This window comes from Rhizobium sp. MHM7A, from assembly GCF_005862215.1.
In the GTDB taxonomy this organism is placed as follows: Bacteria; Pseudomonadota; Alphaproteobacteria; order Rhizobiales; family Rhizobiaceae; genus Rhizobium; species Rhizobium bangladeshense.
In genome coordinates this window covers 135,218-159,028 of sequence record NZ_VCHT01000003.1, presented here as the reverse complement: position 1 = coordinate 159,028, position 23,811 = coordinate 135,218, and the positions used below count along the sequence as shown (strand labels likewise).

Genomic DNA, 23,811 nt, shown 5'->3' with positions numbered 1-23,811 from the left:
ATTGCAACTGCGAACGCCCGGAGCGCAAGCGCAGGGCTGGAGCGGTTCGGCGCAGCCGAAGCAATTCTATGTGACGCCTGCTTCACCCTACGCGCCGCAGTTGACCTGATCGCGGCCTCGTGCTCTAGCTGGGTGATGAGCAACGAGATCGACATCCACAAGAGCATGATGCGCCCCTGCTGACGGGGGATGGATGACTTGCGCTTTTGCTTGAGGAAACAGCCCCCGCCAAACCGGCGGGTTTCTTGTCTCCGGCGGCCCGCCTGAATTTCCAGGAAAGGCCCCCGATGACTGATAAGTCTCTCTATCTCACAACGACCATCCCTTACGTCAATGCCAGCCCGCATATCGGCTTTGCCCTTGAACTCGTCCAGGCCGATGCGCTTGCCCGATATCGCAAGGCCGAGGGTTGGACTGTGCGGCTGCAGACCGGGTCGGACGAAAACAGTCTGAAGAATGTTCTCGCTGCCGAAAGGGCCGGATGCGAACCATCGGCGTTCGTTGCCGACAACGCCCGACGATTCCACGAGCTGCAAACGGCATTGAACATCGATGCCGACGACTTTATTCGCACGAGCAGCGACCCACGCCATCGCCCGGCCGTGGAAAGGCTCTGGCGGGCCTGCGAAGCGTCGGGCGACCTCTACAGGAAAAGTTATGCCGGCCTCTATTGCACCGGCTGCGAACAATTCTATTCAGATGGCGAACTTGCCGCGGCTGCTGCCCGGAGCACCTGACCAAGCCGGAAGAAGTGAGCGAAACGAACTGGTTCTTCCGGCTCTCCCGCTATGAGCGGCGACTTCGCACTGCCATCGAGACGAATGAGTTGCGGATCAATCCGCCTTCGCGGCGCAACGAAGTCCTTGCCCTGATCAAATCCGGCCTGAACGATTTCAGCGTCTCGCGCAGCTCCGAACGGGCGAGGGGGTGGGGCATTCCGGTGCCCGGCGACCCGGAGCAGACCATCTATGTCTGGTACGACGCTCTTGGCAATTATCTGAGCGCCCTCGGATATGGTGAAGAGGCCGAAACCGCAGCGCTGCGTCAATTCTGGCTCGACGCTCACCGACGCGAGCACCTCGTCGGAAAAGGTGTCACTCGGTTCCACGCCGTCTACTGGCCCGCCATCCTGCTTTCGGCCGGATTGCCGCTGCCGACGACAATCCATGTCCATGGTTACGTCACGGTCGACGGCCGGAAAATCGGAAAGTCGAACGGCAACGCCGTCGATCCGCTGCCGCTCGCGGCAGACTATGGCGCCGATGCCCTCCGATATTTCCTGCTGAGGCACATACGCGCGCATGAGGACGGCGATTTTACCGTCGAACGCCTGGAAGCGGCTTATAACGGCGAACTGATCTCCCAGCTCGGGAACCTCTTCAACCGGATATTGTCGATTGCGGCAAAGCAGAAAATCGTCGTTTGTGTGAGGCTCGACGAAACCGATGAAGGGAAAGTCTCGGCAACGAGGCTTGCGGTGAAAAGGGCGATGGACACGGCTTCGTTCCATGAAGCGCTGGCGGCCGTCTTCGATCTCGTTTCCTACGCCAATAAGCGCGTGGTGGAACTGGAACCATGGGCGATCGTCAAGGCGCTGAACCCGGCTGCCGAGGCGGAGCGGTTTGAACTGGAAACGCGCCTGCTCACCAGTTTCGCCGCACTTGGCGGCCTTCTCCGCGAGATCGTTCTTCTCCTTGCGCCGTTCCTTCCGGAGACGGCTGAGACGCTGACCAGACAAATCGACATTCTGGGCGGCGCAGCGCCATCCGACGTCAAGATCGTGCCGGTTTTCCCCAAGCTGAATTAGGCGAAGAGGCAGCCCGCCCCTTATCCGGCCGCCGCCACCTTCTCCCCGCACGCGGGGCGAAGGGACATGCCGTAACGTCTCCGTTCCTCCCTCAGTTCTCGCAGGGCACGTCACCTCTCCCCGTCAGAACGGGGAGAGGGTTAGGGTGAGGGGCATTTTCTTGCTGCGAGGGCCGGCCTATAGTCCGGCGCGCTCTCCCTTACGTCATCCACTTCCGATGCTCCGCAAACCTCTCGGCCAGCAAATCAATGAACAGCCGGACCTTCGTCGCCAGATGGCTGCGGTTGGGATAGACGGCGTTGATGCTGAATTCGACCGGCCGGTAGTCCGGCATGATCTTCACCAACCGCCCTTCGGCGATGTCGTCGAAAACCACGAAACTGGGCGCGAGGAAAATGCCCTGACCGTTCAGTGTCAGGAAACGCAACATCTCGGCGCTATTGGAGACGGTGTTGCCGCCGATCTTGACGCTTTCCTGCCTGCCCTGGCCATCCTCGAAGCGCCATTCCTCGCCATAGGGATAATAGGCATATTGGAGACAATTGTGGTCGGCGACCTCGGTCGGCCTTTGCGGCATCGGGTGGCTGTCGCGATAGGCCGGCGAGCAGACGAGCATGTGGCGCCAGGGTGTCAGTTTGCGTGCGACGAGTGAGGAATCCGGCGGCGGCACGGTGCGGATCACCAGATCGTAGCCATCCTCGATCATGTCGACCATCCGTTCGCCGGTGCTGAAATCGAGCGAGATCGACGGATAAAGCGCCATGTATTCGCTGACGACGGGCAGCAGGAAACGCACTATGGCGCCGCTGGTATAGACTTTCAGCGTGCCGCGCGGCGTCGTGCTCAGTGCGCCGGCCGTCCGGTCTGCCTCATCGAGTTCGGCCAGGATCTGCGAGGAGCGTTCATAATAATATTTGCCGGTTTCCGTCAGGCTCACCTTGCGCGTCGTGCGGTTGAGGAGGCGCACACCGAGCCGATCCTCCAGCGATTGCACATGATTGCCGACCATCGTGACGGACATGTTGAGCCGACGTGCGGCGGCGGAAAAACCGCCACATTCCACCACGCGACCAAACACTGTGAGGCTTGTCAGCCGATCCATATTACCCTCGGATTATCCGCTCAGAGTTGATGATCCTTCCCGATATAAGCAGATTATCAGGGTGAACGGCAGGGTGCATTTTCCCTTCAATTGAACAAGGTCTCTCATCGGGGCCAGTATTGAAGGAGACGCACGATGGTTGAGTTGCCCCGCAAGGATGTTTTCGACACTGCCCGGCAGGCCGATGCCGCACCCGCGGCCGAAGCGCCGAAAGCCCCGGCCGGCGAAGCGCCTGTCGTCGCGGCGCCGGCCGCGGGCGTGCCGGTGAAAACCGGCCGCAGGACTGTCAAGCGCGCGGTCATTGCCGCCGCTCTGCTTGCCGGCGTCGCCTGGTCAGGCGATTTCGGCTATCGCTACTGGACGGTCGGCCGGTTCATCGAATCCACCGACAATGCCTATGTGAAGGCCGACTACACCATCGTTGCCCCGAAGGTCGCCGGTTATATCAAGCAAGTGCTGGTCAACGACAACGACCCGGTGAAATCTGGCCAGGTCCTCGCCCGCATTGACGACCGCGACTTCCAGGCCGCCCTTTCGCAGGCGAGGGCCGATCTCAAGGCGGCCGAAGCCGCCATTGCCAATATCGATGCCCAGATCGCCCTGCAGCACTCGGTCATCGGCCAGGCCAAGGCAACCATCGATGCCTCGCAGGCCTCGCTGGATTTCGCCGTCTCCGATGCCGCCCGTTCGGCCCGGCTCATCACCAGCGGCGCCGGCACGCAGTCCCGCGCCGAACAGACCCAGTCGGCCCGCGACCAGGCAGCCGCCGCTGTCGAGCGCGACCGGGCGGCTCTCGTTGCGGCTGAGAGCAAGGTGCCGGTTCTTCAAAGCCAGCGCGAACAGGCCATTGCCCAGCGCGACCGCGCGTCTGCCGCCGCGCGCCAGGCCGAGCTCAACCTCTCCTATACTCACATCGTCGCCGCCGTCGACGGCACGGTCGGCGCCCGTTCGATCCGCGTCGGCCAGTATGTCACTTCGGGCACGCAGCTGATGGCGGTCGTGCCGCTGCATGCGGTTTATGTCGTCGCCAATTTCAAGGAAACGCAGCTGACCCATGTCCGCCCCGGCCAGCCGGTCGAGATCAAGGTCGACAGCTTTCCCAGTAAGGCGATCAGGGGGCATGTCGACAGCGTATCGCCGGCAAGCGGCCTCGAATTCTCGCTGCTGCCGCCTGACAACGCCACCGGCAATTTCACCAAGATCGTCCAGCGCATCCCAGTCAAGATCCTCATCGACGACCATGCTCTGAGCGGTCTCCTGCGCTCCGGCATGTCGGTCGAGTCTGAAATCGATACCAGGGCCGCCCGGACCTCCTCGGCCGGGGAGGGATTGCCCAGTCCGGCCGGGTAATCTTCCGCCGTCCCCGAATGATCGCCGACCCGGCCCAGAGAGGGTTCCCGTGAGAACCGGAAAGAGATCAACCATGGCCACTCTTCAGATCGCCGCCGACAGCAATTCCCCCGGGCGTCCCGCCGTCGCGGCGCCCGTCCAACCCGTCGCCATCAGCCCGCTCCGGATGTGGATGGCCGTCATCGGCTCCACTCTCGGCGCCTTCATGGCGGTGCTCAACATCCAGATCGTCAACGCCTCGCTTGCCGATATTCAGGGCGCCATCGGCGCCGGCACGGATGACGGCGGCTGGATCTCGACCTCCTATCTGATCGCCGAGATCGTCGTCATTCCCTTGAGCGGCTGGCTGACGCGGGTCTTCTCGCTGCGCAACTATCTGCTCGTCAATGCGATCCTCTTCCTGATCTTCTCGGTCGCCTGCGCCTTTGCGGCCAATCTGGAGCAGATGATCGTCCTGCGCGCCATTCAGGGCTTTTCCGGCGGCGTGCTGATCCCGATGGCCTTCACCATCATCATCACGCTTCTGCCTAAGGCCAGACAGCCGATCGGCCTGGCGCTCTTTGCCCTTTCGGCCACCTTCGCACCGGCCATCGGCCCGACCATAGGCGGCTATCTCACCGAGAACTGGGGCTGGGAATATATCTTCTATGTCAACCTCGTGCCCGGCGCACTGATGGTCGGCCTGCTTTTTGCCTCCCTCGACCGGGCGCCGATGAACCTGAAGCTGCTCGCCAAAGGAGACTGGCCTGGAATCGTCACCATGGCGATCGGCCTGGCAGCGCTGCAGACCGTGCTGGAGGAGGGCAACAAGGAGGACTGGTTCGGCTCCGAGTTCATCCTCCGCCTGGCGGTCGTCGCCGCCGTCTCGCTGACGCTGTTCATCGTCATCGAGCTGAAGACGGCCAATCCGCTCCTGAACCTGCGTCTGCTGGCGCGGCGCAATTTCGGCTTCGGCATCGTCGCGAACTTTCTGCTCGGCATCGCGCTCTATGGTTCGGTCTTCGTGCTGCCGATCTATCTCGCCCGCATCCAGGGCTATAATTCCGAGCAGATCGGCATGGTCCTCGCATGGACCGGCATTCCGCAGCTGCTGCTCATACCGCTGGTGCCGCGCCTGATGAGGCGTTTCGACGTCCGTCTGCTGATCGTAGTCGGCTTCGCCCTGTTTGCCGTTTCGAATTTCATGAACGTGCACATGACCGGAGATTATGCGAGCGACCAGCTCTTCTGGCCGAACATCGTGCGTGCCGTCGGCCAGGCGCTCGTCTTCACACCGCTTTCGGCGATCGCCACATCAGGTATCGAGCAGGAGAATGCCGGTTCGGCGTCGTCTCTCTTCAACATGATGCGCAATCTCGGCGGCGCGGTCGGCATTGCCTCGCTGCAGACCTTCCTGTCGAAGCGCGAACAGTTCCATTCGAACATCCTGACCAACTCGGTCTCCGTCTTCGAGGAAGCCACCCGCGATCGCATCGCCAGGCTGACGGCCTATTTCATGAATCACGGCGTCGCCGACCAGGCTCTCGCCGGCCACAAGGCTGTCGTTGCCATCGCGCTCAAAATCCGCAAGCAGGCCAATATCATGGCCTTCAGCGACACGTTTTTCCTGCTCGGTGTGGCCCTCGTCGTCGCCCTGCTGGCAAGCCTGCTTCTCAGGAAACCCGGTCGACTCTCCGGCGGCGGCGCCCACTAGCGCCCGCTCACTTCAAGGAGGAGAATGCCATGACAACTGCAATCCACGCTCCCGATCTCGTTCGCTTGCAGCGACTGCGTGCCGGCGATGCCGCCAGCACCGGCGCGCTGCTCTCGATTATCGAATGGCTCTCCGGCGACGAATGCCACGCGCTCGACGAAGCGGGCCTCATCTCCGGCCTCGGCCGCAGGCTTCAGGCGCTTGGCCTGCCGCTCGACAGGCTGACCCTGCATCTGATGACGCTGCATCCCGAGTTCATCGGCCGCACCATCGCCTGGGCGCCCGGAGAGCCGGTAGAGATCCACGACCGTGAACACGGCGCCCGGGTTGCGATAGCAAACACACCGCTGCACAAGGTGATGGACACCCGGGAACCACTGGTCGTCGGCGCCGGCGAAAGCATGCACGGCCGCTGGCAGCATATTGACGTCTTTGCCGACCGCGGCCTGATGCAGCTCATCATCGCGCCGCTCTGCAATAGTGACGGCCCGGTCAGTGCCGCCGTCTTCGCCACCAGGCGGCCGGGCGGTTTCTCCGCCTCCGAGCAGCAACTGATCGAACGCATCCTGCCGGCGTTGCGCAATACCAGCGAGCTGCGCATTCTGCGCCAGGTCGAGCTCAGCCTGCTCGACACCTATATCGGCCCGCTGACGGCAAGCCGGATTCTGGCCGGCCGCGTTCGCCGCGGCGAGATCGAGTCGATGCAGGCGGCCCTGCTGCTCTGCGATCTCAGAGGTTTTACCGAGCTGTCGAACCAGCTGCCGGGCAGCACCGTCCTCGGCCTGCTGAACGCCTATTTCGACCGGATCGTGCCGGCGATCACCAGCGAGGGCGGCGAACTCTTGAAATTCATGGGCGATGCCGTGTTGGCCTTCTTCCCGGGCTACGATGCCGTCCACTCCTGCGGCGCCGCCCTGGCGTCGGCCCGCGCCATCCTCGATGAGATCGACCGTTTCCAGTATCAGGATATCGGCGTGAAGGCCGGCATCGCGCTGCATTATGGCGAGGTCAGCTACGGCAATATCGGTTCCGGCCGGCGCCTCGACTTCACCGTCATTGGCGGCGACGTCAATCTGGTCAGCCGCATCCAGACCGCCTGCAGCGACCTGGGAGAGGCCATTCTGATGTCATCGCCGTTCCGTAAGGAGGCCGGGGCAGGGGATGCCGTCTCCACCGGCGCGCATCGGCTGAAGGGATTTGGGGAGCCGGTGGAGCTGTTTAGGATTGTGCGGTAGGCGTGGCGGTGCCAAGCACCTTACCCTTCCTACATCTTTCCGCCATAGTGCCGCGAATCCCAAAACAACCAGGAGAATCCCATGACCGTGCTGTCAGACGAACAAGGCGAGATCATCCGGGAACTCGGCGTTGCCGCCGAGATCGACCCGGAGCATGAGATCGAGCGGCGAACCGCCTTTCTCAAGGATTATCTTGTGGCGTCCGGCATGCGCGGCTACGTGCTCGGCATTAGCGGCGGCGTCGATTCACTGACGGCGGCGCTGATTGCCCAGAGGGCGGTGCGCGAGCTGCGTGACAGCGGCCACTCGGCGGAATTCATAGCCGTGCGCCTTCCCTACGGGATCCAGGCGGACGAGGCCGATGCAGCGAAGGCGCTCGCAACGATCGGCGCCGACCGCTCGATGGTGGTCAACATCAAGGAACCGGCGGATGCTGTGTTGGCCGCCGCGCAGAACGGCGGTCTCGCCTTCGCCGATGCCGGTCGGCAGGATTTCATCCTCGGCAATATCAAGGCCCGCCAGCGGATGATCGCCCAGTTCGCTCTGGCCGGCGCGCTCGGCGGGCTCGTCATCGGTACGGATCACGCGGCCGAGGCAGTCATGGGCTTCTTCACCAAGTTCGGCGACGGCGCCGCCGATATCCTGCCGCTTGCCGGCCTCAATAAGCGCCGCGTCCGGCTGCTGGCAAAGCGGCTCGGCGCTCCGGACGAACTGGTGTTCAAGGTGCCCACGGCCGATCTCGAGGATCAGCGGCCGCTGCGTCCCGACGAGGAGGCCTATGGCGTCACCTATGACGAGATCGACGATTTCCTTGAAGGCAAGCCGGTCGGCGAGATCGCCCGCCGCCGCATCCTTGCCGCCTATCGGGCGACGGCTCATAAGCGAGCCCTGCCGGTCGCCGTCAACACACTCTGAGAGCTGGAGGCGATCGCCCGCTCAGGCGTCGAGCTGATCTGCCGAGGCACGGATGTTTGATGCCTCAGCATTCTTCAGCCGCACCGCCCAGGCATAAGCCGCACCCGCCACAAGCAGCAGCGAGGTGCCGAGGAAAACCGCCCGCATGCCGATATGCCCGCCGACGAAGCCGCCGAGGATTGGGCCCGCCACCTGACCGACATATTGCGAGGAGACGGAAAGGCCGAGAATGCTGCCAGCAGCGCTGTCCGGCACGCTATGGCGGATGACGGCGGCGATGCAGGGCAGAAGCCCGCCAAGGGCTGCGCCCATCAGGAAACGCAGGATGATCAGCTGCCAGGAACTGGTGACGAAGGCCTGCGGGATCAATAGCAGGCCGGCGACGGCGAGCGCGCCCGCTATAACAGGCCAGTGGCCGATCCTGTCGGCGAGCCTGCCGAGCCACGAGGCCGAAAGAATGCTGCCGAGGGCGGCGGCCGACATGACGAGCCCCGAGAGCATGGTGACTTGCGTCTCGACGCGCACGATCTGAGCGACATAGACGGTGATGATCGGCTCGATCGACATATTGGCGAACATCAGAAGCGTCCCCGTCGCCAGCATGGCGATGACGGGCCGCTTGTCGGCAATGGATTTCCAGCCACCGCTGGCCTTGGCCGACCGGCTGCGGGCCGGCGACTTCTCTTCCTTGATCAGCAAGATAGTGGCGAGAAAAGCGACGAAGATCATGCCGCCGGCGGCGAGAAACGTGCCGCGGATGCCGATGATCGGCGGCAGCGCCCCACCGATGAGCGGCCCGACGAGATTGCCGGCCATGATGCCGGAGGAGAGCATGCCGAGCGCCCAGGCGGAGCGGTCTTTCGGCGTCTGCGTCGCCACCAGTACCATCGAGCCGGAAGCATATCCGCCGGCAAGCCCGACGAACAGGCGCAGTGCCACCAACTGCCAGACATTGCCGGCCATGCCCATCAGCGAAATCGCCAGCGTCATGCCGAGGCTGGCGCGCACCAGCATCAGTTTGCGGCCGTAGATGTCGCCGAGCCGCCCCCAGAGCGGCGCAACGAGGGCCGCGGCAAGGAAGGTGGCGCCATAGGCGATACCCGACCATTGCACGATCGCCGCATGGTCGGTCACGCCGAGCTCCTCGACATAAAGCGGCAGGAAGGGAAGCAGCAGCGTCATCGCCACGATTGTCGTGAAGGAGCCGATCAGCGAGACGGCGAGGTTGCGCTTCCAGTAGATCGAGCCCGGCCTGGCGCTGGCCTCCCGTTGGGTGTCTGTCATTCTTGCCTCGGCATCGATCCTGCAGCGCAGTTGCGCCGCAATCTGGATCATCTCAGCTAAAAGTGCTAGAGCCTAACTGATTGCGTAACGCAATCGGTTAAAGGGAGGATTTGCCATGAACGCAATGGCCCGTCTCGCGAGAAGACCGTCCGAGACCTCTATGCCGCCTATGTCGCCGACGGCAAGGATATTGCCGGCGCCATGCTGACGGAGGATTTCACCTTCTCCAGCACGCGCGACGATCATATCGACAGGACCGCCTATTTCGAGCGTTGCTGGCCGAAGGAGCCGCTCTTCCGCGGGATCCACATCGAATTCCTGGCGATCAAGGGCGACGAGGCTGTTGCGCGTTACCGCGCCGAAAAACTGGACGGCACGAGCTTCGCCAACATGGAAAGCCTTCGTTTTCGCGGCGACAGGATCGCCGCGGTGGAGGTCTATTTCGGCCGGAATCTGTAGTTCCGGGGCGGGCTAGAAGAGCCGCATCGCTGACGTTGTGATGATGACCATCGAGACCGCCACCATCAGTGCCCGCACCGGCAGCCGCTTGACGAGGATGGCGCCGAAAGGCGCGGCGATGACGCCGCCGATGATGAGGCCGATCGCCGAATTGAGCTCAGACCAGCCGAGCGTCACGACGAAGGTGATCGAAATCGTCAGCGTCACCGCGAATTCGGTGAAATTCGTCGAACCGATCACCCGTTTCAGATCATGGCCGCGCCCGACCAGTGTGCTGGTGACGATAGGGCCCCACCCGCCGCCGCCGATCGCATCGAGCAGGCCACCGAAAAGGCCAACGGGCGGCACGGCCCAGTCGCGCACCTCGCGCCTGATCTGCGGTCGGAAGGCCTTGTAGAGGATCAGGAGGCCGATTGCGATCAGATAGGCCGATACGAAGGGCTCGATCACCTTGCCGTCGATATTGGCAAGCAGATAGGCGCCGATCGCGCCGCCGATCATGCCGGCCGGAGCGAGACGCGCCACCAGCCGCCAGTCGACATTGCGATGATAGGCATGCGACAGGCCTGACGCCGCCGTCGTGAACATTTCCGTCACATGCGTCATGGCGCTGGCATTGGCCACCGGCACCCCGAAAGCCAGCAGGCTCGTCGTCGACAGCACGCCGAAGGCCATGCCGAGCGCGCCGTCGACGATCTGCGCGCAGAAGCCAACGGCGATGAAAAAGAAGATATCCGATGTCATGCAGTCCCCTCAGGCGAACGGTAGCATCAGAATCGGCGATGCGGGAAAAAATTTTGGTCTCAGGAGGAAAAGCCGCGCTGCTTCAGCCGGACGATCTTGAAAAAGCCGTTCGGAAAGACCGGCAGAATATCGGTCGTTGAAAAATCGCCGCGGCGCTCGGCCCAGGCAACGATCCGGTGGATGCGGAAGGCGGAAGACCAGCCGATGTGACGCACCAGCGGCGCCACCGCCGCCTCGATCGCGCCCTGCAGACCGGCGCCGTCGCTGAGCTTGCTTGCGAGGATGATCTCACCGCCCGGCCGCAGCACCCGGGCACATTCGTCAAGCGCCCGCTCGGGCTCGGGAATCAGCGTGATGACGAAGGGTAGGCAGACCACGTCGAAAGACTTGTCGGCAAAACGCAGCGCGTGCGCATCCATCACCTCGAGCGCCTGCACATGCTGCAGGTTTTCGCGACGCACCTTTTCGCGCGCCCGTGCGATCATATGTTCGGAGATGTCGACGCCGGTCACCCGGCAGCGGCTGGGATAGTGGGCGAGCGTCAGGCCGGTGCCGACCCCGATTTCCAGAATATCGGCGCCGGCCGCAGCGGCAAGCGCGGCAAGCTTGCGGTGGCCGTCGCGCAAGATGCCGCGATAGACACGATCATAAACAGGTGCCCAGCGCTGATAGATTTTCTGCTGATCTTCCGCCCGGTTGCGAAGCTCCGACATGCTTAAACCTCCCTGCGCACAACCTCGAGAATCGGAATCGTCCTCAGAAAGATCATGCGTTTGTCGCAAACATAGTGCGCCTTGGCGCCTGTCCTAGACGCGCCCTGCTCTAAAAAGCCCAGGACTTCAACTCGCGGGGGCGAGCCTGGGTTCCGCTCGGAATTGTGACCGTAGTCACAAACAATTGCCGCGACCGGCTATTTCGCTGGCGTGAGCCCGAACTCTTTAGCATCCATCGCGCTGCCGATCTCGACCGACTTCTCCTGTTTGTCATAGACGCAGATCTGTACGACGAGCCCCTTGGCCCCCTTCGGCTTTCCCGTCACCAGGGCCAGCCCGTAATGCGAGGTGCCGAAGGGATCGACAACGGCATTCGGCTTCTCGATCGCGACCGCGGCCTTCCTGCACTTGGCTTCCACGTCGGCGGCCAGCTGTTTCCAGGCCTCGTCCGCGGAGGCATGCGCCGCAGTGACAAGAAACGGAAGCGCGGCAATGACGAGATGCGGGATTATATTCCTGTTCATATCGGATCTCCAATAATGTTTGTCGCCGGTGTAAGCGGTTTTGGCGGCGGCATGGCGGGCGATTTGCGCGCTAGAATCTCGCCCTGAAACTGAGGCAAATTTTCCTCCGTCCGGTCGTTTTTTGATATTTCGCCGGTTGCCTCTCCTCCTTTCCCCTCCTATGTTCCGCCTCACCTGCCGATGACGCAATCTATTGCCAAGAGGAGATCTGACATGGCTTTCGAATTGCCTGAACTTCCCTATGATTACGAAGCGCTTGCACCGTTCATGTCGAAGGAAACGCTGGAGTTTCACCACGACAAGCATCACAAGGCCTATGTCGACAACGGCAACAAGCTCGCCGCCGAAGCCGGCCTGTCGGATCTCTCGCTCGAAGAGGTCGTGAAGAAGTCCTTCGGCACCAATGCCGGGCTCTTCAACAACGCCGCCCAGCACTACAACCATATCCACTTCTGGAAGTGGATGAAGAAGGGCGGCGGCGGCAACAAGCTGCCGGGCAAGCTGGAAGCGGCCTTCGCCTCCGATCTCGGCGGCTATGACAAGTTCAAGGCTGATTTCGCCAATGCCGGCGCCACCCAGTTCGGCTCGGGCTGGGCCTGGGTTTCGGTCAAGAACGGCAAGCTCGAAATCTCCAAGACGCCGAACGGCGAGAATCCGCTGGTTCACGGCGCCACCCCGATCCTCGGCGTCGACGTCTGGGAACACTCCTATTACATCGACTATCGCAATGCGCGCCCGAAATATCTCGAGGCCTTCATCGACAGCCTGATCAACTGGGATTACGTCCTGGAACGCTACGAAGAAGCAACGAAGTAAGCGCTTTGATCCAATTCGACACCCGGCGCCTCAAACGCCGGGTGTTTTCTTTCTATCGGCCTTCACAGCCCTGTCATCCGCCGCTCCTAATCACGCCCCATGTCCTCCTCCGCTTCTCCTCCGCTCCGCTTCGGCATCATCGCCGATCCGCAATATGCGGCAATCGCTCCGCATGTGGCGATGGACCGCTATTACGCCAACAGCCTCGTCAAGGTCGCCGAGGCGATCGAGGTCTTCAACGGCGAGGAGTTGAGTTTCGTCATGACGCTCGGCGACGTCATCGACCGCAGCTTCGCGAGCTTCGACGATATCCTGCCGGTCTATGGTAAATTGAGGCACGAGGCGCTGTTCCTGCTCGGCAATCACGATTTCTCCGTCTCAGCCGGGCACCTTTCCGAAGTAGCTGCCCGTCTTCGCATGCCGTCGCCTTATTACAGCTTTTCCCGTCCCGGCTGGCGCTTCGTCGTGCTCGACGGCAACGAGGTCAGCACCTTCGCGCCGCCGGATAACCATCCTCATCGCGCTTTGGCTGCCGAGATTTTGGCGGAGCTGCAAGCCAAAGGTGTAGCGAATGCTCATCGCTGGAATGGCGCGCTGAGCGACAAGCAATTCGCTTGGCTGGCCGATGAAATCGCAAAGGCTGCAGCGGCCGGCGAGAAGGTCATCATCATGAACCACTATCCCGTCTATCCCGCCGGCGAGCACGGCATGTGGGACAGCGAGCGCGTCGTCGCGCTGCTCGCCTCGCAAAGTCATGTCGTCGCCTATCTCAACGGCCACGACCATGTCGGCAATTACGGCAAGGCCGGCGCCTGCCACTTCGTCAATTTCAAGGGCGTGGTCGACACAGAAAGTGAAAACGCCTTCGCCATCGTCGAGCTCCACCCCGACCGCATCGAAATCCGCGGCTTCGGCCGAGAGCAGAGCCGCACGCTTGCTTACTAGAGCTTGGAAGATTTCCTGAGCTAGCCCGCTCCTACAACATCGAGGTCCTGCCCGCAGGCAGGCGCCGCGAGGGTTCATCCACCAAACGCTTGCGCGCTACCCGACACAGCCTTCTCCGTCCAGCCGCTCGTCCACAACTCCCGCAGCCTGTCGCCATCGCCTTTGAAGAAATCCTCGCTCGCCACGCAGCGCTCCACCCGGTCGCTGCGGAAATTGCGGATCGCCTGACGCAGCTCGCACCAGGCGACGATATTGGCGGTCTGCGAATAATAGATCAACGCGATCGGCCGGATCGTCCGCTCGCTGGCGCGGCCGAGCTCGTCGCGATAGGCGAGTGTCAGCTTGCGTTCGTCGCGGATCGCCCGGCGCACGATCGCAAGGTCGATTGCAGCCGGCTGCGCGGTCGAGCCCCAGGCATAAAGCGCCTTGTTGTCCAGCGCCTGGCGCAACGGTGCCGGCACGGCGCCTGATATCTTCCGGTTGACCCGGCGGGCGGCCTGCTTCAGCTCCTCGTCGGCCGTCCGTTCGAGCAACGCCAGCGACAGAACGAGCGCCTCCATCTCCTCGATCGAGAACATCAAGGGTGGCAGGTCAAAGCCCGGCCGCATGATGTAGCCGATGCCGCGTCCGCCTTCGATCGGCACCCGCATTGCCTGAAGGGCGGCGATATCGCGATAGATCGAGCGCACGGTCACTTCGAGCGTCTCGGCCATAACAGCCGCCGTCATCGGTTTTCTGGCGAGCCTCAGGATCTGAATGATCTCGAAAAGCCGTGACGCCTTGCGCATCTTTTGCCTCCATCTCCCACGCTCCTGACAATACACTGTCAGTTGGGTTTGCGTATAGAGCCGCCTATCGGATTGAAATCAATCGCGGTCTTTCGAAAATGGCCCGCGGAAATGAAGGCGGTAACTGACATGAACTACCATGAGAACCTGTGGCTCTTCTTCACCCTTCTCTTCGGCATCATCATCGTGCCGGGCATGGACATGCTCTTCGTCCTCGCCAATTCGCTGACGGGCGGCGTCCGCCGCGGGCTGGCTGCCACAGGCGGAATCATGGCAGGCGGTGCGGTGCATTCCGCCTATGGTGCGGCCGGCGTCGGCGTGCTCGTCACCATGCTGCCGCAGCTCTTCAACCTGCTGCTCTTTGCCGGCGTTGCCTATATGATCTGGATCGGCGTTTCGCTGATGCGCAGTTCGATCACTGTGGAGGCGGTCGGGCCGGCGACGGCGCGCTCCGCCTGGCGCGCTTTCCGTCAGGGCGCCGTCACCTGCCTCGTCAATCCCAAGGCCTATATTTTCATGTTCGCCGTCTACCCGCAGTTTCTGAGGCCGGAATACGGTCCGGTCTGGATCCAGGGTTTGATCATGGGCGCCATGACAGTCGCCACACAGTTCGCCGTTTACGGCACGCTGGCAATGACAGCCGGCCGCAGCCGCGACCTGCTGGTCGCAAATCCCGACGCCACGGCCTTTGTCGGCCGCTTCGCCGGGCTGCTGCTGGTTACAGTCTCCGCCTTCAGCCTTTGGCAGGGTTGGAAAACTGCATGAGTCGCCAGTGCTTATCACATTGTTTTTATGACCCTCCGGCAAAACGTGACCGCCTGGACGCATGGATTTTTGTCATTCTGCCGGTGCAGATTGGCCACTGGCCGTCTTGGCCCCAGGAACAACGCAGAGAAATGGAGAGGAAATATGAACTGGAAAGCAGTAGCTGCCGCCGCAGCGATGGCCGGCTTGGCCGTGGGTTCGGTGACGGCCGCCGACGGCACGCAAGATTCGCGCGTCGCGCAGATGAAGCAGATGGGTGGATCGACCGGCGCGCTTTCAGCCATCGCGAAAGGCTCCAAGCCCTATGATGCCGAGGCAGTGAAGGCGGCGCTGACGACGATTGCGACGACTGCCAAGGCCTTCCCCGACCAGTTCAAGCCCGGCAGCGATATGAACGACCCTGGGGCCAGCCCGAAAATCTGGGAGAACATGGAGGACTTCAAGGCTCGTTCCGAAAAGCTCTCCGCCGATGCCGAAACCGCTCTCGCTCAGCTGCCGGCTGATGCCGCAGCCGTCGGCGCTGCGGTCAATACACTCGGCGCCAATTGCGCTGGCTGTCACAAGGCCTATCGGCTTAGTAAGTGAGCGATAGGCCTGTCTGAGCAAGTCCAGCAAAACTGCGGAGCGGTTTTGTGTTTGGAATTGCGCAAAAGCGAAAATGATCTGGACACTCGATTCGCGCTGCACTGGCCGCCGGCGCGGATCGCATTATTGTCCGCTCATGCGGACCGGTCGCGGATCGACCGGAGAGGAATGTCTTCAAAGGGGAGGCGGCGTATGGTCCGTAGGTTCATCCGGTTTTTGCTCTGTCTGATCGGCGTCGCCGTGCTCGGCGGTGGCGCCTTCTATCTTGTCACCGCGCCCGATCCGCTGCCGGAGAGCCACTGGGCCAACCTCGGTGCGCCGGACACGGCAAACGGCGAGATGGTTTTCTGGACGGGCGGCTGCGTCAGCTGCCATGCTGCGCCCGGTTCCGAAGGCGATGCCAGGCTGACGCTGTCGGGCGGTCTGGCGCTCAAGAGCCCTTTCGGCACTTTCCACGCGCCCAACATCTCGCCGGATGAAAAGGCTGGCATCGGCGCCTGGACGCTCGCCGAGTTCGGCAACGCGATGAAGCGCGGCGTCGGCCGGGGCGGGGAGCATCTCTATCCGTCCTTTCCCTATGGTTCCTATGCGCGCATGAGCGACAAGGACGTCAACGATCTCTTCGCCTTCCTGAAGACGCTGCCGAAGAGCGCCAACGTAACGCCTCCGCATGAACTGCCCTTTCCCTACAACGTCCGCCTGGCGCTCGGCGGCTGGAAATTTCTCTATCTCAACGATCAGCCGCGCGTCGCGCTCGCCAGGGGCGACGACAAGATCAAGCGCGGGCAATATCTCGTCGAAGGCCCCGGCCATTGCGGCGAATGCCACACGCCGCGCGATGGGCTCGGCGGCTTCCAGGCAGATCAGTGGCTCGCCGGCGCGCCCAATCCGGAAGGCAAGGGCCGCATACCCGATATCACCCCGGCCTCCGAGAGCATCGGCGGCTGGAGCGAGGCGGACATCGTCAACTACCTCGAGACCGGCTTCACGCCCGATTTCGATTCCGTCGGTGGCCAGATGGTCGACGTTCAACAGAATATCGCCCGCCTGCCGGCCAGCGACCGCGAGGCGATCGCCGCCTATCTGAAGGTGGTGCCGGGGCGTTAGCGCCTTGCAAAACCGACGCCTCTTTACAGGGAGGTGGGGCCTGGCATCAGATCATAGGGGTGGCGCCAGCCGGCCATGTTGCTGATCCGGTCTTTCCAGGCTGCGATGGCCGGATAAGCGCTGTGATCGATCCCGGTATCCTCCGGCATGAAGACATAGCCTGCCAAAGAGAGGTCCGCGATCGTCAGCCGGTCGCTGACCATGAAGGCCCGGCCTGTCAGGTGTTCGTCGACAATGGCATAGGCAGCTTTGGCCCTCAGTCTTAAAAACTCGGCGACCGGTGTCTCGCCGCTCTTCTGGAGGCCGTAGATGAACCTCAGCGTCGCGTAATAGCTGGTGAATTTGTGGTTATCGAAGAGAATCCAGCGCATGATGTCTCGCCGCTCTTCGGCTGTCTGCGCCCCAAACTGCCCTGTCACCTCCGATAGATAATCCAGGATGATTCCCGATTGGCTGATCTTCGTGTGCCCATGTTCGAGCACAGGCGCCTCGCCCTGTTCGTTTACGGTTTTCCGCCATTCTTCGGTTCGCGTTTCGCCGCCCAGATAATCCACGAAAACGCTTTCCCACTCGATGCCGGCAAGCGCAAAGAAGAGCGCGACCTTGTAACAATTCCCCGAGAGAGCGAAGCAATGGAGTTTGAAATCAGGCATGAAAGTTCCTTATAGGACAAAGACTTGAAGCGTCGGCCGAGCGAATTTGAAGGATCGCGAAGCGCTTCAGGCGATCGACTGCATGTAACGCATACCGGTAACGGGACGCGGGGTAAAATCCATCTGTTCGTAGAAGCGGTGCGCCAGCACGTTGCCGGTCGCGGCGCTGACGGAGAGGTAGCCGCAGCCGGCATTGCGCGCGGTCTCGCGCGCCCGGTCGACGAGCAGCTGGCCGGTGCCGTGGCCGCGATGGCCATCGCGCACGAAGAGATGATGCAGGTCCATACCGCGTTTGCCTTCCTGCGCCCTGTAGAGCGGCACGAGAATGGCGTACCCGATCAGCCCTTCGCCGGTCTCGGCCACAAGCGCGGTAATCCAGGGAAGCGGGCCGAACAGGTCGCGCTCCAATTGCTCGGGCGTCGCAGCGGCCGCATCGCCGTGATGGGCGGCAAGCAGGGCGATCATTTCGTTGAGCTCTGGCAGATCGCGCGGCTTGGCGGTGCGGATCGTCACCACCGATGGGCGCATCAGTGAAATTTCGCTGTCTTCGATGTCGGTCATGGTCTTCGCGTCCTTCGATAATCTGCCGTCAGGACGCTGCCGATACAACAAAGCCGCCTGACGGCGGCTTGTTGACAATATGATCTGTCCGGCCGCCCTTTACAGGTACAGCCAAAAATACGAGCGGCTCTGGTGCACGTTTTTGATCATGGAGCATCAATCGTCGCAAACGCGGCGTTTGTCAATGGCAGATCGCCGAAGGGTCATCGATCCGCCGGTCCAGCTGTTCATCCGGGGCCGAAAGCGAAAAAAGCCGACGTTTGCGCTTGGCTCCATGCTCATGATAGGGTACCCCCCTATACTAAAATGAGAACCTTCCATGTCGCACACCACCCTGCAGAAGAAGAAGCTCATCGCCCGCATCAGCCGTCTGAAAGGGCAGATGGAGGCGGTCGAACGGGCACTGGAGGCCCAGCGCCCCTGCGGCGAAATCCTGCAGCTGCTCGCTTCCGTCCGCGGCGCCCTGACCGGGCTGACCGGCGAGGTGCTGGATGATCACCTGCGCGAACATGTTCTGAATGCCGAGGACGATAGGGCGAGGGCTGAGGCGGTCGAGGAAATATCCGAAGTCTTGAGAACCTATATCCGCTAGAGCCAGCGAGGCGGATTTCTCAGGAAACTAGACAAACAGAAACTTGGGGCGGCTCTGAAAGCCGAATCGCTCCAGCGTGACGAAGGAGCCTGTAATGAGTGCCGGAAGCGACAAAGCTGCGATGAACCACCTGGAGCACGAGCATGTGTTCCTCGGCGCCGATCACGCGCGCAACGAGCGGCGCATCTGGCTGGTGATCGCGCTGACGGCGGTGATGATGGTCGCCGAAATCGCCGCCGGCACCGTCTACGGCTCCATGGCCCTCGTCGCCGACGGCTGGCACATGTCAACCCATGCCAGCGCTCTCCTGATCTCCGCACTTGCCTATCTCTTCGCCCGCAGGCAGGCGCGCAATCCGCGCTTCACCTTCGGCACCGGCAAGTTCGGCGATCTCGCCGGCTTCGCCAGCGCGATTGTCCTTGCCCTGATCGCCCTGCTGATGGCCTGGGAGAGCCTGTTGCGCCTCTCAAATCCGGTGCCGATCGGTTTTGCCCAGGCGATCGCGGTCGCCGTCATCGGACTTGCCGTCAACCTCGCCAGCGCTTGGCTGCTGGCGGGCGGCGGTCAGGCGCATGGCCATCACGCGCATGGGCACCACGCACACCACCACGCCCATGGTGGCCATGGCGACCATGCCCACCACCACACAGAGGCCGGCGACAATAATATCCGCGCCGCCTATCTGCATGTCATGGCCGATGCGCTCACCTCCGTGCTCGCCATCGCGGCACTCACCCTCGGCAGCCTTTATGGCTGGCTCTGGCTCGATCCCATCATGGGCATCGTCGGCGGGCTGGTCATCGCCAACTGGTCCTGGAGCCTGATGAAATCGTCCGGCGGCGTGCTTCTCGACGTCGTGCCGGAAGGTGAGACGCTGCCGGGCGAAATCCGCGAGGCCATCGAGACCGAGGAGGACCGGATCACCGATCTGCATGTCTGGCAGGTCGGCCCCGGCCATCACGCGGCGATCGTTGCCGTCGTCACGTCGCAGCCGCGCGAACCGGCCTTCTACAAGGGCAGGCTTTCGGCGCTCGAAGAATTGTCGCATGTGACGGTCGAGGTCACGCGCGCCGCCTGATTGGCGAAGTTGCCGCGCGGACGAACAAGGTTGTCGAGCGGACGAGATGCCGCCGCAATCGGTCCTTAGCTCTGTCACCGACTCGCCGGAGGATTTCATGGATATCAGTCTTACTCGCCGCACGCTGATCGGCTCGGCACTCTGCTTGCCAGCCTTGGGTCTATCCGCACTGGCGCTTCCCGCCGATGCGCAGGAGAGTGCCGGGGAGGGCGACGACAATATCGAGCGGCGGCTTGCCGCGCTGGAAAAACGCACCGGCGGCCGTCTCGGCGTCTCGGTGCTCGACACCCAGACGAGCATTTCCTTCGGCTATCGTGGCAGCGAGGCCTTTCCAATGTGCAGCACCTTCAAGGCGCCGGCCGCCGGCTTCGTGCTGGCCCGCGTCGACAAAGGCGACGAAAAGCTCGACCGGCGGGTGACTTACGGCAGGGACAAGCTGGTCGACTATTCGCCGCTCAGTGAAAAACACGCCGGCGTCGACGGCATGACGATCGCCGAACTCTGCGAGGCGGCGGTGACCGTCAGCGACAATACGGCCGGCAACCTGCTGCTCGAAAGCTTCGGCGGCCCGCCGGCGCTGACCGACTGGCTGCGTTCGATCGGCGACGGCACGACGCGCCTCGACCGCACCGAACCGACGCTCAACGAGGGCAGAAAGGGTGATCCGCGCGACACCACGACGCCGGACGCAATGCTCGACACGCTCGGAAATCTGACGCTCGGCTCGGTGCTCACCGAAGCCTCTTCGGACAGGCTGATCGCCTGGCTGGTGGCAAGTTCAACAGGCAAAGAGCGGCTGCGGGCGGGCCTGCCTCAGGATTGGAAGGTGGGGGACAAGACCGGCACCGGTCCGAACGGCTCTCTCGGCGACATCGCCGTCATCTGGCCGCCCGACCGCGGCCCGATCGTCGCGGCCGTCTATATCGCCGAGGCGACCGCGCCGGTGAAGGATCTCAATCCGATCTTTGCCGAAGTCAGCAAGATGATCACCGAGATGGTGTGACGCAGGTAATGCGGAGGGCATGATCGACAGCTGTCCGGTTTGAGCCGGAGAAAGACCTTCCCTACAACTATCTCCCAAGTGACCACGCTGCAACTGTTGGCACGTTAAAGCCCACACCCATGGCCGCCCCCCTTGGACGCCTCGGCGTTCGTCACACCGACGACGTGTGGGACAGCTGCGCGAAACGCTCCCGCTCAGACGGCGGCGATGTCATCCGTCGTTTCGCTGCCGTCAGTCTCGATGCCGGCCATCTCGCGCTTGATCTGCTCTGCGATCTCCTTTTCGATTGCCGCGCGCTGGTCAGCAGGCATGGCGGCCAGATCGGCTTCGGTGAGATCGTGCTGCTCCAGGTAGCGGGCTCGGATATACTCCGCCGGCGTCATGTTGCCCCATTCGGAAAACTCGTCGATCAGGGACTGGTGCGCCGCGCTCGCCGCTGCCTCCTTGTCCGAAGGTGCATCGATATAGGGGCCTTCGGTGCTTAGAAGAGCCCAGACAGTGTTGGCGATCGACAGAGGCGTGCTGCTTGGTTCGAGACCGGGGCCGCCACTGCGGGCGGTTGTGGTGAATTCCGTCGTCTGTTGATTCTTGGATTTGGGCTGCTGATCGAAAAGGCCGCCGATCCCATAGTAATTGCGAATATTGCTACTGATTTCCATAAAAAATCTCCCCATAAAACGGGGAGACAATGGCGCGGCAACCCTGCCTAGAACTTGCGCCGGCTCTTCCACTCGAGAAAAGCAGCCCCCCATCACGGCAGCGTGTAGGCGATGACATAGTCGCCGGGCTTGGTGCCGACAGAGCCGTGGCCGCCGGCGACCATGACGACATATTGCTTGTTGTCATCGGTCGTATAGGTCATCGGCGTCGCCTGGCCGCCGGCGGGAAGCCGCGTCCGCCAGAGTTCGTGCCCGTTCGTTACGTCGTAGGCGCGCAGATAGTTGTCGACCGCCGCGCCGAGGAAGGCGACGCCGCCCTTGGTCAGCATCGGGCCGCCGATGCCGGGCACGCCAAGCTTGAAGGGCAGCGGCAGCGGCGTCATATCGCGGACGGTGCCGTTCTTATGCATGTAGGCGATCTTGCCGGTGCGCAGGTCGACGCCTGCGACATAGCCCCATGGCGGCGCCTGGCAGGGGATCTGCAGAGGCCCGAGGAAGGGTCCCATGAAGACGCCGTAGGGCGCGCCGTCATTGCGGTTGAGCCCCTGTTCGCTGCCCTTCTCGTCCTGGCCTCTCGGCGGAATATCGGCAGCGGGCACCAGGCGGGAAGTGAAGGCGAGATAGGTCGGCATGCCGAACATGATCTGCCGCTCCGGATCCACCGCCACCGAGCCCCAGTTGAAGGTGCCGAAATTGCCGGGATAGACAATCGTCCCTTCGAGCGACGGCGGCGTGTAGCGGCCTTCATAGCGATAGCGGTGGAAATCGATGCGGCAGAGGAGCTGGTCGAACAGCGACACGCCCCACATGTCCTTTTCCTTAAGCGGCTCGGGCGAGAAGGTGAGGTCGGAGATCGGCTGCGTCGGGGCAGTGTGGTCGCCAGAGACCGCTCCGCCGGGGGCCGGGATCTCCTTGATCGGGATGATCGGCTCGCCGCTGCGCCGGTCCAGCACATAGAGATCGCCCTGCTTCGTCGGGCCGACGAGGGCGGGAACCACGGTGCCGTCGGGCTTGGTCAGATCGATCAGTGCCGGCTGCGCCGGAACGTCCATGTCCCAGAGATCGTGATGCACCGTCTGGCGCACCCAGCGCAGCTGGCCGGTGGCGATGTCGAGCGCGACGATCGAGGAGGAGAATTTCTCGACATTGTCGCTTCGGTTGATGCCGATCTGGTCCGGCACCTGATTGCCGAGCGGGATGTAGACCATGCCGAGCGACTCGTCGACGCTGAAGACCGACCAGCTGTTCGGCGAGTTGGTCGTGTAGGTCTGGCCCTCGGCGAGCGGTGTCGTCACATCAGGGTTGCCGGAATCCCAGTTCCAGACCAGCGCGCCGGTCTTGATGTCGAAGGCGCGGATGACGCCGGATTGCTCCTCGGTGGAATAATTGTCGTTCACCGCCCCCCCGACGATGATCTTGCCGGCCACCGCGACCGGCGGCGAGGTGGAATAATAATAGCCGGCCGGATTGAAGCGCATGCCGGTTTCCAGGTGCAGCACGCCCTGATCGGCAAAGCTGGTGCAGACCTTCCCGTCGGCCGCATCGAGCGCAATCAGCCTGGCGTCCGAGGTCGGCAGGTAGACACGCTCGGCGCAGGGCTGGCCGGCGGCGGCATCGGGATCGGCATAATAGGTGACGCCGCGGCAGGTCTGATGCTGACGGTTGGGATTCATGCCCGAGTTCGAGTCGTATTTCCATTTCTCCTTGCCGGTCTTGGCGTCGAGCGCGATCGCCCAGTTATGCGGCGTGCAGAGATAGAGCGTGTCCTTCACCTTGAGCGGCGTCACCTGATAGGTCGTCTCGCTGATATCCTCCGGCCGCTTGACGTCGCCGGTCTGATATCTCCAGACCTCCTTCAGCGTCGAGACGTTCTCGGCGGTGATCTGGTCGAGCGGCGAATAGCGCTGGCCGAAGGGGGTGCGGCCATACTGGTGCCATTCTCCATCAGGCACGCTGCCGCCGACGGCGGGGCTGGCCGCGACCTGATCCTTCGGCAGTTCGCCGGCCAGATCATGCGGGTCTGATGTCATCGAATAGACGGCGACGAGGATGGCGAGAATGACGGGCACGGCGAGCGGCCAGGGATTGGCGCCGTAGGCGATGCCCGTCGGGCTGCGAAAGCCGAGCGGCCGGCGGATCCAGGGCGTCAGCAGCCAGAGGCCGAGAAGAATGATGACCCCGCCGCGCGGGCCTAGCTGCCACCAGTCGAAGCCGACCTCCCAGACCGCCCAGGCGAGTGCGGCGACGACGAGCACCGCATAGACCCAGAGCGCCGCCGCCTTGCGCATCAGCAGCAGCCCGGCAGTGACGAGAAACATCAAGCCGGCGAACAGATAGAAGACGCTGCCGCCGAGCGTCACGAGCCAGAGGCCGCCGCCGCCGAGCGCAAGCCCGATGATGATGAATAGGATGGAAGTGACGATGATAGCCATG

General features: G+C 62.7%; 25 protein-coding genes. 15 read left to right on the top strand and 10 right to left on the bottom strand.

The window, feature by feature from the left end:
• Positions 1-287: 287 nt before the first annotated feature.
• Together FFR93_RS41905 and FFR93_RS13575 are read left to right on the top strand one after the other, a co-directional pair.
• Positions 288-737 carry a class I tRNA ligase family protein gene (locus FFR93_RS41905; protein ID WP_281407904.1) on the top strand — a complete coding sequence of 150 codons (450 nt, stop codon included), beginning with the start codon at positions 288-290 and terminating at the stop codon, positions 735-737.
• 14 nt (positions 738-751) lie between these two features.
• Complete coding sequence (locus tag FFR93_RS13575) at positions 752-1,807, top strand: methionine--tRNA ligase (protein WP_281407903.1); 1,056 nt, start codon at positions 752-754, stop codon at positions 1,805-1,807.
• Between the two features lie 199 nt (positions 1,808-2,006).
• Here the strand turns inward: FFR93_RS13575 and FFR93_RS13570 are convergent, their stop codons facing one another.
• Positions 2,007-2,909, bottom strand: coding sequence for a LysR family transcriptional regulator (locus FFR93_RS13570; RefSeq protein WP_064706587.1), 903 nt, complete (start codon positions 2,907-2,909; stop codon positions 2,007-2,009).
• Between the two features lie 135 nt (positions 2,910-3,044).
• Here FFR93_RS13570 and FFR93_RS13565 point away from each other — a divergent pair, with 135 nt between their 5' ends.
• The 4 genes from FFR93_RS13565 to nadE all read left to right on the top strand — a co-directional run bounded on the left by FFR93_RS13565 (position 3,045) and on the right by nadE (position 8,102).
• Positions 3,045-4,259 (top strand): HlyD family secretion protein, encoded by a 1,215-nt coding sequence (locus tag FFR93_RS13565; protein WP_064711037.1) that lies wholly within the window; start codon positions 3,045-3,047, stop codon positions 4,257-4,259.
• A 73-nt stretch (positions 4,260-4,332) separates the two neighbouring features.
• Entirely contained in the window at positions 4,333-5,952 is a 1,620-nt protein-coding gene (locus tag FFR93_RS13560; protein WP_064706589.1) for an MDR family MFS transporter, read from the top strand.
• A 29-nt stretch (positions 5,953-5,981) separates the two neighbouring features.
• Positions 5,982-7,187, top strand: coding sequence for an adenylate/guanylate cyclase domain-containing protein (locus FFR93_RS13555; RefSeq protein ID WP_138393601.1), 1,206 nt, complete (start codon positions 5,982-5,984; stop codon positions 7,185-7,187).
• 81 nt (positions 7,188-7,268) lie between these two features.
• Positions 7,269-8,102: an ammonia-dependent NAD(+) synthetase gene (gene nadE / locus FFR93_RS13550; RefSeq protein WP_138393600.1), complete on the top strand. Its 834-nt coding sequence runs from the start codon at positions 7,269-7,271 to the stop codon at positions 8,100-8,102.
• Between the two features lie 21 nt (positions 8,103-8,123).
• Here nadE and FFR93_RS13545 read toward each other — a convergent pair whose 3' ends face one another.
• On the bottom strand, positions 8,124-9,386 hold the full coding sequence (locus FFR93_RS13545) for a multidrug efflux MFS transporter (RefSeq protein ID WP_138393599.1): 1,263 nt from the start codon (positions 9,384-9,386) through the stop codon (positions 8,124-8,126).
• Between the two features lie 108 nt (positions 9,387-9,494).
• On the opposite strand from FFR93_RS13545, the gene FFR93_RS13540 reads away from it, so the two are divergent.
• Complete coding sequence (locus FFR93_RS13540; protein WP_138393598.1) at positions 9,495-9,845, top strand: nuclear transport factor 2 family protein; 351 nt, start codon at positions 9,495-9,497, stop codon at positions 9,843-9,845.
• 12 nt (positions 9,846-9,857) lie between these two features.
• Here FFR93_RS13540 and FFR93_RS13535 read toward each other — a convergent pair whose 3' ends face one another.
• The 3 genes from FFR93_RS13535 to FFR93_RS13525 form a co-directional block, all read right to left on the bottom strand.
• Positions 9,858-10,589: a sulfite exporter TauE/SafE family protein gene (locus FFR93_RS13535; protein WP_138393597.1), complete on the bottom strand. Its 732-nt coding sequence runs from the start codon at positions 10,587-10,589 to the stop codon at positions 9,858-9,860.
• A 59-nt stretch (positions 10,590-10,648) separates the two neighbouring features.
• Positions 10,649-11,302: a class I SAM-dependent methyltransferase gene (locus FFR93_RS13530; RefSeq protein ID WP_138393596.1), complete on the bottom strand. Its 654-nt coding sequence runs from the start codon at positions 11,300-11,302 to the stop codon at positions 10,649-10,651.
• Between the two features lie 197 nt (positions 11,303-11,499).
• Positions 11,500-11,826, bottom strand: coding sequence for a hypothetical protein (locus FFR93_RS13525; RefSeq protein WP_138393595.1), 327 nt, complete (start codon positions 11,824-11,826; stop codon positions 11,500-11,502).
• Between the two features lie 213 nt (positions 11,827-12,039).
• Between FFR93_RS13525 and FFR93_RS13520 the strand changes: the two genes are divergently transcribed.
• Together FFR93_RS13520 and FFR93_RS13515 are read left to right on the top strand one after the other, a co-directional pair.
• Positions 12,040-12,642, top strand: coding sequence for a superoxide dismutase (locus tag FFR93_RS13520; protein ID WP_012483135.1), 603 nt, complete (start codon positions 12,040-12,042; stop codon positions 12,640-12,642).
• Between the two features lie 99 nt (positions 12,643-12,741).
• Entirely contained in the window at positions 12,742-13,587 is an 846-nt protein-coding gene (locus FFR93_RS13515) for a metallophosphoesterase (RefSeq protein WP_138393594.1), read from the top strand.
• Positions 13,588-13,661: 74 nt separating this feature from the next.
• Here FFR93_RS13515 and FFR93_RS13510 read toward each other — a convergent pair whose 3' ends face one another.
• Positions 13,662-14,375 carry a YafY family protein gene (locus FFR93_RS13510; RefSeq protein ID WP_138393593.1) on the bottom strand — a complete coding sequence of 238 codons (714 nt, stop codon included), beginning with the start codon at positions 14,373-14,375 and terminating at the stop codon, positions 13,662-13,664.
• Between the two features lie 129 nt (positions 14,376-14,504).
• Between FFR93_RS13510 and FFR93_RS13505 the strand changes: the two genes are divergently transcribed.
• From FFR93_RS13505 to FFR93_RS13495, 3 genes are all read left to right on the top strand, one after another.
• Entirely contained in the window at positions 14,505-15,140 is a 636-nt protein-coding gene (locus FFR93_RS13505) for a LysE family translocator (protein WP_138393592.1), read from the top strand.
• 144 nt (positions 15,141-15,284) lie between these two features.
• A complete protein-coding gene (locus FFR93_RS13500) occupies positions 15,285-15,725 on the top strand; it encodes a cytochrome c (protein ID WP_138393591.1) in 441 nt (146 codons plus the stop codon).
• Between the two features lie 192 nt (positions 15,726-15,917).
• Positions 15,918-16,832, top strand: a complete 915-nt coding sequence (locus FFR93_RS13495; protein WP_138393590.1) for a cytochrome c — start codon at positions 15,918-15,920, stop codon at positions 16,830-16,832.
• Between the two features lie 23 nt (positions 16,833-16,855).
• Here the strand turns inward: FFR93_RS13495 and FFR93_RS13490 are convergent, their stop codons facing one another.
• On the bottom strand, positions 16,856-17,485 hold the full coding sequence (locus tag FFR93_RS13490) for a glutathione S-transferase (protein WP_138393589.1): 630 nt from the start codon (positions 17,483-17,485) through the stop codon (positions 16,856-16,858).
• Positions 17,486-17,551: 66 nt separating this feature from the next.
• Positions 17,552-18,046, bottom strand: coding sequence for a GNAT family N-acetyltransferase (locus tag FFR93_RS13485; RefSeq protein WP_064711045.1), 495 nt, complete (start codon positions 18,044-18,046; stop codon positions 17,552-17,554).
• 319 nt (positions 18,047-18,365) lie between these two features.
• Between FFR93_RS13485 and dmeR the strand changes: the two genes are divergently transcribed.
• From dmeR to bla, 3 genes are all read left to right on the top strand, one after another.
• Complete coding sequence (dmeR, locus tag FFR93_RS13480; protein WP_138393588.1) at positions 18,366-18,638, top strand: Ni(II)/Co(II)-sensing transcriptional repressor DmeR; 273 nt, start codon at positions 18,366-18,368, stop codon at positions 18,636-18,638.
• A gap of 94 nt (positions 18,639-18,732) precedes the next feature.
• A complete protein-coding gene (gene dmeF / locus FFR93_RS13475; RefSeq protein ID WP_138393587.1) occupies positions 18,733-19,716 on the top strand; it encodes a CDF family Co(II)/Ni(II) efflux transporter DmeF in 984 nt (327 codons plus the stop codon).
• A gap of 97 nt (positions 19,717-19,813) precedes the next feature.
• Complete coding sequence (gene bla / locus FFR93_RS13470; RefSeq protein ID WP_138393586.1) at positions 19,814-20,719, top strand: class A beta-lactamase; 906 nt, start codon at positions 19,814-19,816, stop codon at positions 20,717-20,719.
• Positions 20,720-20,913: 194 nt separating this feature from the next.
• Here bla and FFR93_RS13465 read toward each other — a convergent pair whose 3' ends face one another.
• Positions 20,914-21,378 (bottom strand): hypothetical protein, encoded by a 465-nt coding sequence (locus FFR93_RS13465; RefSeq protein ID WP_138393585.1) that lies wholly within the window; start codon positions 21,376-21,378, stop codon positions 20,914-20,916.
• A 92-nt stretch (positions 21,379-21,470) separates the two neighbouring features.
• Positions 21,471-23,810, bottom strand: a complete 2,340-nt coding sequence (locus FFR93_RS13460; RefSeq protein ID WP_138393584.1) for a glucose/quinate/shikimate family membrane-bound PQQ-dependent dehydrogenase — start codon at positions 23,808-23,810, stop codon at positions 21,471-21,473.
• Position 23,811: the final 1 nt, after the last annotated feature.